18 protein-coding genes and 1 riboswitch are annotated in these 17,864 nt (G+C 48.7%); of the genes, 1 reads left to right on the forward strand and 17 read right to left on the reverse strand.

Annotated elements, in window-relative coordinates:
* Nucleotides 1–151: 151 nt before the first annotated feature.
* From NYE70_RS17145 to NYE70_RS17155, 3 genes are all read right to left on the reverse strand, one after another.
* Nucleotides 152–1,531, reverse strand: a complete 1,380-nt coding sequence (locus NYE70_RS17145; RefSeq protein ID WP_341047072.1) for an amino acid permease — start codon at nt 1,529–1,531, stop codon at nt 152–154.
* A 144-nt stretch (nt 1,532–1,675) separates the two neighbouring features.
* Nucleotides 1,676–1,756: riboswitch (glycine riboswitch) on the reverse strand.
* A gap of 144 nt (nt 1,757–1,900) precedes the next feature.
* Nucleotides 1,901–2,398 carry a DinB family protein gene (locus NYE70_RS17150; protein WP_213653436.1) on the reverse strand — a complete coding sequence of 166 codons (498 nt, stop codon included), beginning with the start codon at nt 2,396–2,398 and terminating at the stop codon, nt 1,901–1,903.
* 76 nt (nt 2,399–2,474) lie between these two features.
* Nucleotides 2,475–3,029, reverse strand: coding sequence for a TetR/AcrR family transcriptional regulator (locus NYE70_RS17155; RefSeq protein WP_290408699.1), 555 nt, complete (start codon nt 3,027–3,029; stop codon nt 2,475–2,477).
* Nucleotides 3,030–3,154: 125 nt separating this feature from the next.
* On the opposite strand from NYE70_RS17155, the gene NYE70_RS17160 reads away from it, so the two are divergent.
* The gene (locus NYE70_RS17160; RefSeq protein WP_341047074.1) at nt 3,155–4,657 is read left to right on the forward strand and encodes a DHA2 family efflux MFS transporter permease subunit; all 1,503 of its coding nucleotides are present in this window, start codon (nt 3,155–3,157) and stop codon (nt 4,655–4,657) included.
* 52 nt (nt 4,658–4,709) lie between these two features.
* Here NYE70_RS17160 and NYE70_RS17165 read toward each other — a convergent pair whose 3' ends face one another.
* The 14 genes from NYE70_RS17165 to NYE70_RS17230 all read right to left on the reverse strand — a co-directional run bounded on the left by NYE70_RS17165 (nt 4,710) and on the right by NYE70_RS17230 (nt 17,850).
* Complete coding sequence (locus NYE70_RS17165) at nt 4,710–5,075, reverse strand: GntR family transcriptional regulator (RefSeq protein ID WP_341047076.1); 366 nt, start codon at nt 5,073–5,075, stop codon at nt 4,710–4,712.
* A gap of 1 nt (nt 5,076) precedes the next feature.
* Nucleotides 5,077–5,733, reverse strand: a complete 657-nt coding sequence (locus tag NYE70_RS17170; RefSeq protein ID WP_341047077.1) for an ABC-2 transporter permease — start codon at nt 5,731–5,733, stop codon at nt 5,077–5,079.
* Nucleotides 5,726–6,580: an ABC transporter ATP-binding protein gene (locus tag NYE70_RS17175; RefSeq protein WP_341047078.1), complete on the reverse strand. Its 855-nt coding sequence runs from the start codon at nt 6,578–6,580 to the stop codon at nt 5,726–5,728. Before NYE70_RS17175 ends, NYE70_RS17170 begins: the two co-directional genes overlap by 8 nt.
* Before the next feature lie 163 nt (nt 6,581–6,743).
* The gene (locus tag NYE70_RS17180; RefSeq protein WP_341047079.1) at nt 6,744–7,676 is read right to left on the reverse strand and encodes an alpha/beta hydrolase; all 933 of its coding nucleotides are present in this window, start codon (nt 7,674–7,676) and stop codon (nt 6,744–6,746) included.
* Nucleotides 7,677–7,855: 179 nt separating this feature from the next.
* Nucleotides 7,856–8,821 (reverse strand): carbohydrate kinase family protein, encoded by a 966-nt coding sequence (locus tag NYE70_RS17185; protein ID WP_341047080.1) that lies wholly within the window; start codon nt 8,819–8,821, stop codon nt 7,856–7,858.
* Between the two features lie 45 nt (nt 8,822–8,866).
* Nucleotides 8,867–10,345, reverse strand: a complete 1,479-nt coding sequence (locus NYE70_RS17190) for a glycoside hydrolase family 32 protein (RefSeq protein ID WP_341047081.1) — start codon at nt 10,343–10,345, stop codon at nt 8,867–8,869.
* A 28-nt stretch (nt 10,346–10,373) separates the two neighbouring features.
* On the reverse strand, nt 10,374–11,216 hold the full coding sequence (locus tag NYE70_RS17195; protein WP_445323805.1) for a carbohydrate ABC transporter permease: 843 nt from the start codon (nt 11,214–11,216) through the stop codon (nt 10,374–10,376).
* Entirely contained in the window at nt 11,216–12,100 is an 885-nt protein-coding gene (locus NYE70_RS17200; RefSeq protein WP_211024984.1) for a carbohydrate ABC transporter permease, read from the reverse strand. Before NYE70_RS17200 ends, NYE70_RS17195 begins: the two co-directional genes overlap by 1 nt.
* Nucleotides 12,101–12,204: 104 nt before the next feature.
* Nucleotides 12,205–12,921: an extracellular solute-binding protein gene (locus NYE70_RS17205; RefSeq protein ID WP_341047083.1), complete on the reverse strand. Its 717-nt coding sequence runs from the start codon at nt 12,919–12,921 to the stop codon at nt 12,205–12,207.
* A 34-nt stretch (nt 12,922–12,955) separates the two neighbouring features.
* The gene (locus tag NYE70_RS17210; protein ID WP_341047085.1) at nt 12,956–13,516 is read right to left on the reverse strand and encodes an extracellular solute-binding protein; all 561 of its coding nucleotides are present in this window, start codon (nt 13,514–13,516) and stop codon (nt 12,956–12,958) included.
* A gap of 114 nt (nt 13,517–13,630) precedes the next feature.
* Nucleotides 13,631–14,605, reverse strand: coding sequence for a LacI family DNA-binding transcriptional regulator (locus tag NYE70_RS17215; RefSeq protein WP_211024988.1), 975 nt, complete (start codon nt 14,603–14,605; stop codon nt 13,631–13,633).
* A gap of 175 nt (nt 14,606–14,780) precedes the next feature.
* Nucleotides 14,781–16,202, reverse strand: a complete 1,422-nt coding sequence (locus tag NYE70_RS17220) for an MFS transporter (protein ID WP_341047087.1) — start codon at nt 16,200–16,202, stop codon at nt 14,781–14,783.
* A gap of 192 nt (nt 16,203–16,394) precedes the next feature.
* Nucleotides 16,395–16,934, reverse strand: a complete 540-nt coding sequence (locus NYE70_RS17225; protein ID WP_341047088.1) for a TetR/AcrR family transcriptional regulator — start codon at nt 16,932–16,934, stop codon at nt 16,395–16,397.
* Nucleotides 16,935–17,055: 121 nt separating this feature from the next.
* Nucleotides 17,056–17,850: an SDR family NAD(P)-dependent oxidoreductase gene (locus NYE70_RS17230; RefSeq protein ID WP_341047090.1), complete on the reverse strand. Its 795-nt coding sequence runs from the start codon at nt 17,848–17,850 to the stop codon at nt 17,056–17,058.
* Between the last annotated feature and the right edge of the window lie 14 nt (nt 17,851–17,864).

Below are 17,864 nucleotides of genomic sequence, written 5' to 3' on the forward strand. Positions count from 1 at the left end.
TGACTGACCCCATCCTATCCCACTTTCAAAAAATGAATCAGGATTTGAATCACAAAATGAGAAATTTATCACAGACTCATCTAACTGTTAAAAAAAGCAGGATCCCCCTTTCCAAATGGAAAAGAGTATCCTGCTTTAATCTTGCTCGTCCTTACTGCTTATGGATCATGTTCTGATCCTGACTGCTTCTTCCCTTCCTGCTTCCGATCGAATACAAGATGAACAACAGGACAAACCATAGCGGCGTAAACAATAAAGCCGGACGCGTTTCCGCTGCGATCAGCATAATGATGAGAATTCCGGCGAACAGCGTTAAGACGGCATAGTTCACGGCCGGCGTGAAAGGAGCCTTGAACTTCGATTTAGCCTGCAACTCAGGCCGGGTCTTCTTATATTTGATATGACATACGAGAACGACGCCCCAAACCCAGATGAAACAAATGGCACTTATGGTCGTCACAATTCCGAAGGCCTGCTCCGGAACGAGCTTGCTCAAAAGAGCCCCCGCAGAGATGACCAGCGTAGAAATGAATAGCGAATTCCCCGGCACATGATTTCTATTCAACTTTCCGAAGTGCGGCGACGCCTGCCGGTTCTTGCTCAAATTATAGAGAATCCGGCTTGTCGAGAACATCCCGCTGTTGCAGGCCGAAGCGGCCGAAGTCAATACAACAAAGTTAATAATGCCTGCGGCAAGCGGAATTCCTACCAAACTAAAGGTTTTTACAAAAGGACTTTCCGACGCCGTGAGCTGAGTCCACGGGTTGATGCACAGCAGAACGAAAAGAGCGCCAACGTAGAAGAACAAAATCCGCAGCGGTATTTTATTGATTGCCGATGGGATGTTTTTTTCCGGATTGGACGTTTCGGCTGCCGATACGCCTACCAATTCCACGCCAACATAAGCGAAGACCACCATTTGAAAGGAAAATAAAAAGCCTGTGACACCGTTCGGAAATACTCCTCCATGTTTCCAGAGGTTCGTGATCGTGACCGATCCGGCATCCGTTTTGAATCCCATAATCAGCAAAATGATCCCGATGCCGATCAAAGCGAGAATTGTGATGACCTTGATTAACGCAAACCAAAACTCCAGTTCTCCAAAGTTTTTGACGGTTAACAGATTGAGCCCCAATAAAATGATCAGGCAGATGACGGCCGGTATCCACTGCGGGATATCAAACCAATATTGCACGTATACGCCCACAGCGATAACGTCGGCCATCGCTGTCATGATCCAGCAAAACCAATAAGTCCAGCCAGTGATAAATGCGGCTCGCGGTCCGAGATAATCTTCGGCAATGTCCGTAAACGATTGATAACCCGCTTTGGATAACAGCAGTTCTCCCAGCGCTCTCATTACGAAAAATACGGCGATGCCCACGAGCAGATACGTAATCATGATGGACGGACCCGCCTGTTGAATCGCTTTGCCCGAACCCAAAAACAATCCTGTACCGATGGTGCCGCCAATGGCGATGAGTTGAACATGCCGATTGGCCAGCTCTCTCTTTAATTCCGGTTGTGCCATACCTAGTTCCCCCTTAATGTTTGCATTACTTTGGTAAAAAACAAAAAAGAGATTGGATGTCATCCAATCTCCCGGTTCATAAAGAATATGAAATAGTATTTGCCCTGCTAATAGCGATTGCGATCAGCATGACAAATAAATATTCAGTACTCTTCTGTCCTTTTGCCTGAGATTGTGAACCCTTCGGCGCCGCGGAAATCCCGCAGTCTCTCCAGAAGCTGCTCCTGCTATAGTGTGATCCATAGCAATCATAGCTTGCGAATTATGAAATTATTGAAGTTCTGTTGCCGTTCTGATATTTTACCATAATACTTGCGATGTGATGATTTAATCAGTGATAAAAGTCGCTATACCGGTGAATCACAAGCCTCAACGCGGAGGAGTGATCCCCATTAGAGCCCAACCTTCTTTCGAGGGGCCATATACAGCAGGTATCGGCAATCCGGCTTGGCGCATCAATACAGTAACTTGACCGCGATGATGGGCAATATGCTTGATCAATCCCATGAAGATGGTTGCGTTAGACTCTTCTCTTCCGAAGGCATTCTGGGTTTTCTTCAACGTACTATTACTCCACTGCTCTTGAAGAGCGTTCACCACTTGAGAGCTAACTGTCTTAAAAGTTTCCGCCATCTTCTTTGCACTTGGTACTTCATCTTGATTCGATACTTTCTCCATCGAGACTCCAAACTCCGTTAAATAATCCGGAATATTCGTAACGAAATGCCACGCAATCCTCCCTAACGTGCGGCCATCGGAGTACACCGGCTGCGAGAGCGATTCATCGGTCAAGCCGTCCAGCACCTTCTGGGTTAATGCCGCTTCGTTCTTCCATTCGACGATAAAATCTCCAACTGTGTTATACATCATTTCATCTCCTTATTTCGAATATGTTATCTTTCAAGTCTATCTTAAACGCTAATAGTGACAGACCTTGTCACTGTTACAAATATCTCCTTTTGTACATCAGGGTAATCTGATCCGCGATGTATTCAGCGCTATATTCAGTATCCTCCTTAATCCACCAAATAATAATTCCCAGCAGCGATGCTGCAACAATATCGACGGAGGCCACCCTCTCTGTGGAATTTATGTTCCTTTCTCCTCTACGTTTTTCTATAGAGCTTTTCAATAAGTTGGACAGGTGGGTTTTGAAGCCTGTGTGCTCAACCAATACGGCAAAAATGCTCCGGTATTCATAAAAGTAGTTTAAAAATGTAACCAGCTGCTGTTGTTCGTCGTTGCTTGGCACCTGTAACAGCGGCTCGACTTTCATGGATAAGTCATCAAAGATCTCATGTACAATCTGGCGCAGCAAGTCATTAATATCCTCATAATGCAAATAAAACGTTGCCCGGTTTAGTTCTGCACGGTTGGCAATTTTTTGGACGGTCAATTGGGAAATTTCCATATGTTCGGCCAGTAATGAAAATACGGCATTCTTCAGCATCTTTCTTGAGCGAACGGCCCGTGGGTCGATTCTTTTTTGTTCAGGCATTTCATCCCTCGATTATCGTTTAATTGTCACTTCATCAACCAATCCGCTTCTTCTGTCGATTAGTCGACATTTTCAGGAAAATTGCAAATAGGCATCAATCTTAAATATTGATAAGATATATTTTATTGACACTATGTCGAAAAAGCAAAAGCAACGAGGAGAGGACATCAGCAATGCAAGAAGACATAAAGAAAATCAACAAAGGGATTTTACTCACCATTTTAATCTTTGGCTGTTTCTTATCCACACTTAATCAGACATTATTGAATGTCGCCTTGAGTAATCTGATGGATGTATTTGATGTCACGGCAACGACCGTACAATGGATTTCCACGGGATTCATGCTGGTCAACGGAATATTGATTCCGGTTACGGCTTATTTAATGAAACGCTTCTCGACGCGTCAGTTATTTATTAGCGCCATGGCGTTCTTATTAATCGGTTCCATCATTTGTGCGGCGGCGCCAAGCTTTATGGTGCTATTGTTGGGTCGAATGATCCAAGCTGCCGGTGCAGGAATCGTCATGCCGCTCATGATGAGTGTCGTGCTGGCGATTTTCCCCGTTGAAAAAAGAGGCAGTGCTATGGGGCTGCTTGGACTGGCCATGATTTTTGCTCCTGCGATTGGTCCGACTCTCTCAGGATTTATAGTCGAGTATCACTCTTGGCGCTGGTTATTCATCGGTCTCATCCCGCTTGTCCTTATTGTCATAGCGTTAGCCTTCAAGTATTTAGTCAATGTATCCGAAACGTCTAAGTCGAAGCTTGATGTCATAAGCGTTCTTTTATCCACCGTCGGATTCGGTTTGATGTTATACGGATTCAGCAGTGCGGGCAGTAAAGGCTGGGACGATCTAATCGTCATCCTGTCCTTAGGCATCGGCATCGTCATAACCGCCCTATTCTGTATTCGGCAAGTCAAGTCCGGCGATCCACTGCTAAACCTGTCTGTCTTCAAAAATAAAGTCTTCACGGTAACCTCTATCATTAACGTATTAGTTACGATGATGATGTACGCAGACATGATCTTGCTGCCTATTTATCTGCAGAACGGCCGCGGATTCACGGCATTTGACGCAGGGCTGCTCTTATTGCCGGGTGCGCTTGTAAATGCGTTTATGTCCCCTGTCACCGGCCGATTATACGACCGTTACGGCGCGAAGCCGCTGTTCATCATTGGTTTACTGTTCATTATTCCTTCGATGTGGGCGGTAACGGATTTATCTCAATCCACAACGTATATGTATCTGATGATTCGTACCATTGCCCTGCGGATTGGATTAAGCTTTATCACGATGCCGCTGAATACGGCCGGGTTAAATGCGCTTCCTAGACAACTCGGTACACATGGTACGGCAGTGAATAATACCGTTCGCCAGATCGCCGGTGCCATTGGTACGGCTGTCGTCATTACGATTTATACAGCGCAGGCAACAAGCCATGCGGCGACAGTGATGCAGAATAACCCTTCCACTACTTCCGAGCTTCTTAAATCCCTTTCCTCCATTCTGGGGGCAAGCGACGCCTATTACTTCATGATGATTCTGGCTGTTGTCGCACTCGTCATAACCTTATTTATGCCACTGAAAAACAAGATCACGGCAGAAGAAAAAAGCCACTCCGCTTAAGGAGTGGCTTTTCTTAAATTTACGTTCATCCGTTTTCGTCTCAGACAGACTCTTAATAAATCTTCCTCAACAGGTCGACAACCTCGTCTAACGTGAGGCCAAAAGATTTGTAATAGGAGATGTCGCTTTCCATTTGCTTCAAGATCATTTCGTTGCGGGTTTGCAGCATCTCTTCGGACGAGAAATCGGCTACAAAACAACCCTTTCCTGTGACGGTATTGATCAATCCGCTTCGTTCAAGTTCTTCCCAAGCCTTCTTTACGGTGATGACGCTAACGCGAAGCTCTTGGGCCGCCTGCCGAATCGGCGGTAAACAATACCCGCTTTCGAGTTCCCCCTTCAGGATTTGGGCGCTGATCTGTTCGAAAAGCTGCTGATAAATCGGTTTTTCCGATGTATTCGAAATCGATACGTTCATTTCATAAAATCTCCACTTTGAGGAATCGCTTAACCGCAATCCGATAGGCGATCATGGTCAATGCAATAAATATCACGATACCTGCAGCCAGAATTAATATTTGAAGCCCGGTGTTATGGACACCGGAACCTGTGAATAGGTCGGATACAACCGGACTGGCAATTCCAATCCATTGAGCAACCCCGGCAAACAGCATAGCGGCCGCAATGGACACAATTCCCGCACTGCCGAATTTATACGCTGTCTTGTAGTACATAGGAATAAAGACCACGTTGAAGACGGCAAGCATAACAAAGCACAGTCCCCAAAAGCCCAAATGCGGACCGAAGAAAAAAGGAGTCAGGCTCGAATATAACTGAATATTAATCATACCAAAAATCATAGCCATAACAATATGCAATAATTCCATGATGACAATAACGAGCACTCTTGCTTTTACAATATCTTTTTTGGTGACAGGCATCAACGAGGTAAACATCAGATCATTATGTGCTTTGAATTGACCGAACACACCCGGTACCGTGATCCAGCAAAAATAAAGAATGACGATAAAGTACAACCAGCCGGGAATCAGCATTAAGGCGCCTAAAATAACAGGCAAGAGAAAAAACATGGGGTTTACCCCTAATTTCAAGTCTTTCATCACCAAGTTATACATACATAACCTCCTTTCTCGCGAAGTAAATCATGATCTCCTCGAGGCTCGGCGTAGCCGCTCTAATACCGGAGCCGGAATCAAAGTCACTGGAGCGAATCAATCCGGTAAAACCGAAGGAGTTTACTTTGTAGGAAATCATTTTATCTTTGACCTGGTTTAGCTGGCTTTCGCTGCCGTTAAGGAGGCGATAGGACTCCAACAGCTCGTTTTTCTCAGAACTGGCGACGATCTGCCCATTATCGATAAAGGTAATATAATCCGCACACTTCTCCAAATCCGAGGTGATATGAGTAGAAAATAGAATGCTGATTTCGCCATCCACAACAAGCTCCTGAAAAATATCCAACAGATCGTCTCGTGCGGCCGGATCGAGCCCGCTTGTCGGCTCATCAAGAATGAGAAGTTTCGCTCCATGCGATAAGGCTAGGGCCAGATTGTACTTGACTCTCATTCCTGCCGACAATTCGGCTATCTTTTTGTTCTCATCCAATTTGAATCTTCTCAGATATTTGTAATAAGTGTCCTGATCCCAATTCTTGTAGAACTTCTTAATGACCCCGGTCATTACTTTTAATTTGCTGCGAGTGTAGAAATCAACGCCGCCAAAGGCGAGCCCGATTTCCTGCTTCAGCTCGGTTTCATGCTCGGCGATATTCTTGCCCAGAATACGCACTTCGCCGCTATCGATGCGAATCATATTCAACATCGACTTTATGGTGGTCGTCTTTCCCGCGCCATTGGCACCGATAAACCCCATAATATAGCCCTTTTCTAGTTGAAACGATATATCTTTTAACTGAAAATTCGGATATTTCTTATTTAAATTTCGAATGTCTAAGGCCAGCATACCGTACCTCCCATTAAATTGTGTATGTTGTGTATGCACAATATATCACGGTGTTTAAATCCATGTCAATTAACCTAAAGCCTGATTATGGATTTTTTTTATGAATAGACAAAGAGGAAGGCTATCCATCGCACCCTCGGACAGATAGCCTTCCTTTATATTTCTATTCTTCTTCGTGTTGTAACGGTGGCTTATTCAAGAACGGCCGATGTAAACTGGAGGATAGAAATTTCTCCGTAATATCAAGCACCTGAGGATTCCATACGCCTGTTCCGTGGTCCGCACCTACTACCTTATAGAACAAGACCTTCTGTCCATGCTCTTTGAGAGCTTTGTACATCTCTATGCTTTGATTCACGTGTACTACATTATCGCTATCTCCATGGATGATGAGAAACGGCGGAAGCGTTTTGTCCAAATTCTGATGCAAAGGGCTTGCCTTTTTCGCAAGGTCCAAATGATCCTTGACCCTACCTCCAACAAACAAACCTTCCGGGGAATCGGCAGCATCATGATCCAGAATATCATTGTATCTGCCTAAGGTAAGCAAGTCCGAGACCCCGTAATAGTCGATGACTGCACTGACTTCGTCGGACTGTTCACTATATAGGCCGTTATCATATTCACCCGCCGTTAATCCGGTCATCAGGGAAAGGTGTCCGCCTGACGAATCCCCCCATACCGCTACTCGGGCAGGGTCTACCCCATACTTCTCCGCATGCATGCGCATAAACCGGATGGCGCATTTTACATCCTCCAAGGCTGCCGGGAATCGTGCAATATCGGTGTCCCTAATTTCAACGCTGGCTATCACGTAACCCTTAGCGGCAATATGCGAGAGATTAGGGATGGCGGCGTACAAATCCTGTTTTCTCCAAGCGGAGCCTTGTACAAAAACGATCAGGGGAAAAGTGTATCCGCTGCGACTTGGCACAATGATCTGAAGTCTTCTTTCCAAATCGCCGTATTTGGCGTAAACCACGTCCGGATGGTATGTACAAGAATAGTAGGAACCTCTCTCCGCAAACTCCCCGTAAATCACCTGCGTCCCTTCGGGCATTTCATTGGCTGCAATACTCGCTGCTTTTTTATCCACTCTTAATAACCCCCTAATTATCGCGTAATCGGTCAAACTTAATTAAATTCTACTAAACTTATTGCATGCAGAGAGCCCAACATTTAAAGCTGTTATATTTGAAATTTGATATCCTGGGCAAATGAAAAAGTCCCTTGGATGGTTTCTTCTAATCCAGGGGACTTTCTAAAGCTGTTAAATTAGGTTTCCTTATAAAGTTCCAGTACCGTCTCCAGTGCAGGAAGGGCCGGAATCGCGCCTTTGCGCGTGGTCGTTAAGGCACCGGTGATGTTCGCGAACCTCAACATATTCCGAAGCTCGTCCAGCGAAAGCTCCATTTCGGGCTTATTTGCTTCCAGATACGCATGCAGCCATCCGCCTAGAAACGCATCGCCCGCCCCGGTCGTATCCACGGCCTTCACGGTAATTCCCTCTACAAGACAGGTGTCGCTGCCCCGGCGGCAAAAGCTGCCCTCCGCGCCGAGCGTGACCAGAACTACGCTGAGACTGTATTCCTCGGCGAGCTGCCGGCTGCCCTGTTCCAAATTTGAAGTGCCCGTTAGAAATTCAAGCTCCTCTACAGAGAGCTTTACTATATCGGCAAACCGCATTCCCTCCAGAATCAGGGTCTTCGCTTCCCCTAAGCCGGGCCATAGAGCTTCCCTTAGATTCGGATCATAGGATACTTTGATGCCATGCCCTCGCGCGTACTTTAAAGCGGCCCAGGTGGCGCTTCGCGCCGGTTCATGGGTCAGCGAAAGCGAACCGAAGTGAAACACGGAAGACTGCCCGATCAACAAGTCGCCAACCTCTTTAATATCCTTTGCGCTCAGCAATTGATCCGCTCCCGGATTTCGCACGAAACTGAAGGAGCGTTCGCCATTCTCCCCCAGATGTACGAAGGCGAGGGTCGTGCTGGCTTCAGGAATCATCATCAAGCCGCGCACATCAATGCTATTATCGACAAGGACGTTTCTTAAATAGTGGCCGAATTCGTCCTCACCCACTTTCCCGATCAACGCCGTCTCCCTCCCGAATCGGCTCAGCGCCGCCAGGACATTGGCCGGTGCTCCGCCTGCATTTTGCTCGAACAACCGATTTCCTTGAGGGGAGCTGCCTGCCGGAGAAAAATCTATAAGGATTTCACCGAGTGCCGTCACATCCATCCTAATCCCTCCAAACGATGATTAACCAGGATCCCAGTTCCTTGCTTATTGCAACGTCCAAAATTGAAGATCATGAATATAAGCCGTCCCGCCTTTTGCGGCAAAACGAATGCCTATGCTTTCCGGATTGGGGAATACCAGTCCCGACATGACCCTGTCTCCGTCATTGATAAAGAGCTCCACCGTGGACCGGTCGAGGAAAATATGAAGTTGAAGCCTATCTCCGAGCCCGGCCTCCAGACGGCATTCTTTGATCCCCCCTGGCCCCCGGCCGGAACGGGTTCGGTCAAAGCTAACCTTCCCTTCGGACAGATTCACATGAAGAACGGTACATTCTTGACTGTCCCAAGAGGAGCGAACGTGAATGGCTATTTCGCTGGCGTCCGATCGCTGGAGATCGAATTGAAGTATCATTTCCACGCAATCGCCCTCTACTCCCGGAAACGAGTGAAGTTCTCCCTCCGTGACCGCGTAGTCCCTAACTGAACTATGCCGCTTGCGCAGCTGCTTGAGCTCCTCCGCAGGCCGGAAACGTAACCGTCCGTCTCCCTCGTGCAATAATTCTCTAGGGAGTGTCATGCACCCTGCCCACGTCTTCCCAAGCGAATGACCGTCCATCGGCATCCAACCGATCATGAGTCTTCTGCCGTTTGCATCCGTCATGGTTTGCGGGGCATAAAATTCGAATCCCTCATCCAGCTTGGTGAAACCGCCATGTTCATAAGTTCCTGCGGAGTAATTTAGAAGGCCGGAATAATACCCCGCAATTTGCCCCTCTCCTTCCATGCCTTCCGGGCAGAGCAGAAGGAAGTCCTTCCCTCCAAGCGCAAACAAATCGGGACACTCATACATATAGCCTTCTGCCCCTTGGCTCTCGGTAACTACGCTCTTAAACTCCCAATGAAGCAAATCATCGGATTGATATAGCAATACTTTGCCGAGATGACTGTGCCTCGCTCCCAGAACCATGTACCATTTCCCGCCATGACTCCATACCTTCGGGTCCCTGAAATGGTTGGTCTGACCGATATGTGCCGGAGGGGCGGGGATCACTGGATTCGCGGAATCCTTCCGGAAGTTGACCCCATCTTCGGATACTGCCACACATTGCTGTTGAAGCAGATCGTCGGGGAGTCCTGTCGGCGTGGTAAAGACGTTCCCCGTATAAAATAAATACAGCTTGCCCTCGTGTTCCACCGCACTCCCCGAGAAGCATCCGTCTTTGTCATAGTCCTCGCTAGGCGCAAGGGCAATGGGAAGCTGCTCCCAATGGATCAGGTCCTTGCTCTTGCAATGGGCCCAATGAATATTTCCCCACTGCGGAGAGAACGGATTATGTTGATAAAACAGATGGTATTCGCCTTTATAAAAGATCAAACCGTTAGGATCGTTCATCCAATTCACGGACGGGCTTACATGATAAGCCGGACGATGCGGATCGGCCGGGGCTATTTCCAGCGACTTTTCTACGGAATGGACTGCCGCTTCTATAGCCTTGCGATGGCAAAGCTGATTCTGAGCCACTTTCTCCACCTCTATCTCTCTGTACTTTTTACTTCACGGATCCCTGGGTAACGCCTTGGATAATAAATCTCTGCGCAAACAAGTAAATGATCAGGATCGGCAGAATAACCAGCAACACCGCAGGCAGAAACTTCTCATTGTCCGTAGTGTAGGTTCCCTTAAATACCTGAATCGCCAGAGGCAACGTATAGCTCTCCCTCCCTGCGTTCTGCAGAACAAGCAGCGGAAGCAAAAAGTCGTTCCATATCCACAAAACATTCAGGATACCGATGGTAACCGTAGTCGGCATAAGAATCGGCAAAATGATGCGGAAAAAGGTCTGGCGACGATTACAGCCGTCCATAAAGGCGGCTTCCTCCAGCTCCAGAGGGATGCTCTTGATAAAGCCGTGATAGATAAAGACCGCAAGCGGACTGCCGAATCCCAGATACATAAAGATCAGCGTCGATTTCGGCACAGTCTGGATCCAGCCCAGTTTCGCTCCATACAAAGAGACGAGGGGGATCATAATCGCCTGGAACGGGATGATCATCGAGGCCACCATGGCGAAGAAAAGCAAGTTGTTCGTTTTTGTCTTGTTCCGTACGAAATAATGGGCTGTCATGGCTGCAAAGACGCCAATCAGCAGCACGCTGCCGAAGGTGATCAACAACGAATTGGTGAGGCTATGAAAATAACTCATTTCTTTCATCGAAACGAAGAAGTTATCGAAGTTAAAGGATGTCGGCCAGGATAACGGCGACTCAATAATTTGCGCGTTTGTTTTAAAGGCATTGATAATGATTAACAGAAACGGAGTAATGAAGGCGATGAGCGAAACAACAAGGATAGCGTAGACGAGAAGCTTCATCAAGGACCTTGCGTTGATCACTAGGCTTCAACCTCCATTCTTTTTCCTAAATACACCTGGGTTATCGTAATCAATGCAGCCAACAAGAACAGTACGAAAGCTTGAGCCTGACCGGCCCCGTAATCAAAGCGAATGAACGCTTTGTCGTAAACGAACATGGAAGCCATGACCGTACTGCCGAACGGACCTCCGCCCGTCAAGCCGTAGTTCACGTCATAGACCATGAACCCTCTTTGAAGCGAAAGGAATATCGTCACGATGAAGGAAGGAACCATGAGCGGAAGCACCATGCGGGAAAGCCGTTTCCAGCCGTTGGCGCCATCAATCTTGGCCGCTTCCATCACGTCCTTCGGCAAGCTCATCAAACCGGCAATAAAGATAACCATCATATACCCGGCATACTGCCATACCGTCACAATGACTAATGCCCAGAAAGCCAGATTTTCGTCTCCGAGCCAGGTTTTGCTGAAGAGATCCAGGCCCGTTTTATCACCGATCGCGGTAAAGAGGTTGTTGAACATAAACTGCCAGATGAATCCGAGCACCAGTCCCCCGATCAGGTTCGGCGTAAAATAAGCGGCCCGGAAAAAGTTCTCCCCTTTAATTCCGTTCGTGACGAGATAGGCCAAGAGGAAGGCGACTCCGTTAATTAAAATGACGGTAGCCAGCACATATTTGATCGTAAGCCAGACGGATGCCCAAAACTTGCTGTCCTGAATTACTTCCACGTAGTTGCTGCCGCCTACGAAAGGCATGCTCGAGGATATCCCGTCCCAAGAGAAGAAGGTCAGATAGATGCCGTACAGAAACGGGATGATGATGACAGCCGTAAACACCAAAACAGTCGGTCCTGTGAAAAAAACTTGATTCCCCAAGCGTTTCATCCGATTTTTTTCTGCGATCACAGGAGACGCTCCTTTCTGAAATTGCGAGATTAAGCCGCTCTAAATAATGAATGTCGATGGAGCACTTCCTTCTCCACCGACACTCTGCTTCCTGTTCTCGTCTCTTACTTCACGCTAGTCCAATAGCTCTCCACTTCGCTTGCCAGCGCAGGACGATCCACTTTATCCACCAAATATTTCTGCATGGAAGCGCCAAGCACTTTCCAGTGGTCGCCAGGTACGTAGTTGCCTGCGAACGGAATCGATTTGCCTGCATTATTGTAGTCTTTCAGGGACTTGGCCAAAGGATTGGAAAGCTCGGTCGTGTTATTCTTAAAGGCCGGAATGACATTGAATTTATTTACCATGATTTCTTGGCCCGCCGCATCAAACACCAGCCAGTCCAGGAATTTCTTCGCAGCATCCTGTTGCTCTGGAGTTGCTTTAGTCTTGTCGATAAACACTTGCTTGGTCGCTCCAATCGCGAGCGATTCATTCGCAGCATCACCGGCATTGTTGCTGACAGGCACCGGAAGGAAGCCAAATTCGCCGTCCGGGCTCGTCTTCTGCATTTCGGTAATCAACCAGTTACCGTTAAAGGTCATGGCCGCCTCGCCCTTCGCTACGTCTGCAGCCGTTTGCTCCAGCACGACCGCTAAGGGGTCTTTGATGCCCTTGTTGTATTTTTTCATAACATCGAACGTATCCAGCAATCCGTTAAATACGGCGTTCTCCGCAAGTTTGGCGTCGCCGGATTTGAGCGTCCCTAAGTATTCTTCTACGGGAACAGACTGATTGGCATAAGCAAGCGCGAGGTAGTGATTGCCCAAGGACCAATCCATGCTGCCGATCGTGATCGGCGCAACGCCGGAAGCTTCAATCTTCTTTGAACAAATCTTCTAACGCGGTAGTGGTATTGATCGTTGCCGGATCAAATGTACCGCCGACCGCCTGATCGAGAATCTTTTGGTTATAAATCAAGCCGTAACCTTCGACCGCGAACGGGAAGGCGATGGTTTTGCCGTCAAGCTCATTTGGCTGTGCCAGCTCGGCTACCCATTTCTCACCGGAAAGATCCAGTGCCTTATCGGCAAACTTGGCAATATCCCCGGCATCCAGCATAGCCATCGTTGCCGGTGTACCGGCGGCATAAAGAGAAGAAGCTCTCTCTACAGGAGACTGGCTCTCGCTCGCCGAAATTACATCGACTTCAATTCCGGGATTGGCCTTTGCAAACTCTGCCGCCGCCTCCGCCATTTGCTGTTGAATTTCAGACTTCGAGTTGAGGAAAGTGATCTTTACTGCTTTTGTGGAGACATTTCCGCTTGACCCCTCATTGGTTGCGTTCTTGTCCGCATTGTTACCGCCGCATGCCGATAGAAGCACTGACAAGGCAAGCAGCAAAAGTAAAGCGCTACCAAAACGAGACACTTTCATGTTCATTCTCCCTCTCTTTTGTAGGAAAGTTTAAATCTCACTTGAAGTATATATGTTAAGCGTTTGACATGTCAATCGGTTGACATATAGTTTATAAAAATTTATTTCTCCGTTTTACGTAGTACTTCTCTCGACTAAAGTAACCGGCAGGACATTATCATGTTGAACCTCTTCCCCGCGAATAAGTCCGTCCAGCAATTGAACCGCCCTCTTTGCTATCTCTTCCAACGGCTGCCTGATCGTCGTTAAAGCAGGGGACACCAAGGAAGCCATCTCAATATCATCGTAGCCGATCAATTTGATGCGACCGGGGATATCGATTCCTTTACTCATGCAAACCTTGATTACATTCATCGCCAAAATATCGCCGCTGGCAAAGATCCCGTCAATATCGGGATACTGTTCCAGAAGTTCCGTGATAACCCGCTCGTAACCCTCGCTGTCAAACACGTCCGGTCCCAATTCGAAAACAATCGGCTCCACACCCCGGCCGCGAAGACTTTCTACAAACCCGTTCGTGCGTTGGTTGCTCAACAGATCGAGTCCCAAATTACCGGTAATATGCGCGATTCTTCTGCATCCCTTCTTCAGCAAGAGTTCCGCGGCATAGATTCCCCCCTGTTCATTCTCCGACGATACGTAAGGGATATCCGCGATTCTTCTATCAAACGTGATGATCGGCTGCTTCAACTTTTTGTACTCATCTACTTCAAGCGTATGGCTGCTCATGAACATCCCATCCACGCGATTGCTTGTGAGCATATCGATATACTCTTTTTCCTTGCCTTGATCCATCCGTGAATTGCACAGCAGAATCTTGTAACCCAATTTCGAAGCATGCTTCTCAATATAATTCGTCAACTCCGCAAAAAAGGGATGCGCAATCGTCGGGATGATCATGCCTAATATCATCGTTTTCTTCCGGGACAAGGAGCGTGCGATCTCATTAGGCTGATACTGCATCTCCCGCATTACACGGTATACTTTCTCTCTGGTTTCTTCGCTAATGTAGCCGCGGTTATTCAAAACCCGGGACACCGTCGTCACCGTAACGCCGGCCTTCTCCGCTACATCCTTAATCGTTGCCAACTCCCATTCCTCCTTCCATACTGCTCCCCTAGCATCATACCAACAAAATCGTTTGTTATCTAGCGCATTAGCTATAACTTTCAAGTTTTATCCAGCTATGATTTGAAAAAGAGAAGCGAGGCGCGCAAAGCGCGATGCCCGCTTCTCTATGAAAGGAATTTAGCGCTACACTCTGTTAGCCGCGAAGTTCCGCGCCGGAGAGAGTACCCTTTTCAGCGTCGCCTTTGGCTTCAACAGCGGCTGTTTTACTCCGGTCGTTTCGCACAAAGAAGGCGACGGAGAGGAAGCCTAGGGCGATCATCGCGGCAAACACGAAGAGCGCCGGCACAAGATGATCGCCGAAATCGTTCGGCGTTGCGATAGCGCTGCCGCTCGCGAACACCAGGCCGCCGAGGGCGATGCCGAACACGCCGCCGAGCTCGCGGGCCGTGTTGCTCAGGCCGCTCGCTTCACCGGCGGCTTTCTCCTCCACCGAGCTGAGCAGCCCGTGCGAGAGCGGCGTGAAGCTGAAGCCCATGCCGGCACCGGCCGCCATCATGAGCGGAACGATGTATCCGAACGGGAAGATGGCCCCTTCCCGAATAATGACTAAGGCAATTCCGAGCAAGCCGACAAGCTGCAGGAACAATCCGAACATCAGCACCCGTTTAGAGCCGAATTTCCCGACAAGCAGACCAGCCAGCGGCGCGGCGACCATCGTGCAGGCGGTCCACACCATCTCTCTTACCCCGGCGCCGAGGGCCGAATAGCCCTGAGCTTGCTGCAGGAACAACGTAAGCAGGAAGATCGCCCCGAAGATGCCGGCGTTCAGCCAGAACCCCGCGGACAAATACGCGCTGTAATTCCGTTCGCGGAAATGCTTGAACTGAACGAACGGCTGCTTGCGGGTTCGTTCCCAACCATAGAAGGCAATTAGCAACAGAGCGCCACCTGCGATCGGACCCCAGACGCTAAACGCGCCCCAGCCTTCGTCGTTACCGCGGACCATACCGAAGACCAATCCGAACAAGCCGGCACCGAGCAGCGTAATGCCGAGCGGGTCGATCGGCTTGCGTTCTCCCTTCGACTCCTTCAGCCAGCGCATCCCGAACAGGACCGCCAGCACGCCGATCGGAACGTTGATCCAGAAGATCGCCTGCCAAGGCGCCCCCTCAATAATCGCTCCGCCGACCAGTGGTCCGACGGACAGCCCAAGGCCGGAGACGCCGGACCAAATGCCAATCGCGGCCGCCCTTTTTTCCGGCGGGAACGCGCCGTTCACCAGCGTTAAGCTGATCGGCATAATGGCCGCGGCGCCGACGCCTTGCAGCGCGCGAGACAGCGTCAACAACAGGGAGCTGTCGCTGAGCGCCGACGCAAGAGAACCTAGCGTGAACAGGACCACGCCGATCAGGAACATGCGCTTGCGTCCAAAGCGCTCCCCGAGCGCGCTGAAAGGAATAAGCAGAACGGCGAACGCCAGCGTGTAAGCGTTCATGAACCACTGCAGGTCTGACATCCCTGCGTGAAAAGAGGTCTGAATGGACGGCAGCGCCACCCCAATGACCAAATTATCCAGCATCGCCATGAACAGCGTAACGCAGGTAACGACTAACAATCGGATTCGATCTCCAGCAGACATCATTTCAAATACACCTCGTCTCAATTTATTTATTGATAAATAAATAATGACCCAAAAAAAAGAGCTCCTCCCTCGCTTGCCGAATCAGATATACCCGCTTACCCCAAGCGGGACCGGCCAGACCAGCCCGTTCGAGCCGATCTGCTGTCGCTCCGCACACAATCTGACTTAACAATGATCCGGTTCCAACTGCCCTAACTGCGGCAATTCAAGCACCTCACCCATCGATTTAGCCATTCCGTAAGCAATGAATAAGGACGCTTGCGGACCAGGATTCGACAAGCCGGCGTCCGCGAACCGTTTGGTAACAAATTCGTGAATGGACGCAAACTGCTCGCGTACAAAAGCCCGCACTTCCGGTTCCGGCGTGGCGAACGAATGCATGCAAAGCAGCATTTCGTCGCGGTGTGTCTTCATCAGAATGTTGAACTCGTTGCCCATTCGTTCGGCTAAATGCTCAGGCTCCGCTTCGACGGACTGAAACGCCTCGACCAGCCGGCTAACCGCACGCCCCAGCACCGCCAGGTACAGTTCCTCTTTAGACTTAAAGAAATGGAACACATAAGGCTGAGTAAGTCCAAGTTCAGCAGCCACCATGGCCGTCGTCGTCTTATAGAAGCCATTGTTCGCAAACAAGGTCGCCGCTGCGTTCAATATCTGATCCTTGCGATTGAGGGAGCCGAGGTCTTGATCTTTATGTCTGGCCATTTTTGCACCTCGTTTATTTATTTATCAATAAATTAATTCATTCCGAGGTCATTGTCAACCCTAAACCGGCCCAACTTGGATGGACAAAATCCCCTTCACGGGGCGCGATACAACTCTTTTCTTAAAACACACTCCGGACTAATCCCCCGTCGATTCGTAACGCAGAGCCATTAATGGCCGAGGAAAGAGGACTGCTTAGGAAGGTGACAAGATGCGCAATTTCTTCCGGCCGGATCAGCCTTTGAATGATGGAGGTTGGCCGGTTTTCTTTCATAAACCGCTTCTCCGCTTCTTCCACTGTTAATTTTTCATCAGGGTAAAGGGTGTTTAACATGGTCTCTACGCCTTCCGTTAAAGTGGAACCCGGCATAACCGTATTGACCGTCACATGGGTTCCCTTCGTCAACTCAGCTAAACTGCGGGAGAGCGAGAGCTGCATCGTTTTGGTCGCACTATAATGAGCCATTTCCAGAGAGGGCATAATCGCTGCTTCGCTGGCAATAAAGATAACTCGGCCTTCATTTTTTTGAATCATTTGTTTCAGGTACCATCTGGTTAGCCGGACTCCACTCATGATGTTGGTCTCAAACAGCTTAAACCAATCTTCATCCGGAATATCGAAGTATTCTACAGGCTCAAAAATACCCAAGTTGTTAATAAGAATGTCTACTTCGGAATACTTCTCAATAACTTCCCGACAACCTTGTTCTGTCCCTAAATCAGCCACTACCGGCTGAAGGTCGGCGTCCGGATACTTTGCATTAATTTCTTGAATCGTTTCCTTCACCTTTTCTTCGCGGCGGCCATTAATCAGTACTGTGGCTCCTTCCGCAGCTAATGACATGGCGATAGCTTTTCCAATTCCCGACGTGGATCCTGTTACCAATGCCGTTTTTCCTTTTAGATTTAATTGCATGTTCGTCCCTCCGA

The organism is Paenibacillus sp. FSL R5-0407 (genome assembly GCF_038009185.1).
GTDB classification, from domain to species: domain Bacteria; phylum Bacillota; class Bacilli; order Paenibacillales; family Paenibacillaceae; genus Fontibacillus; species Fontibacillus vini.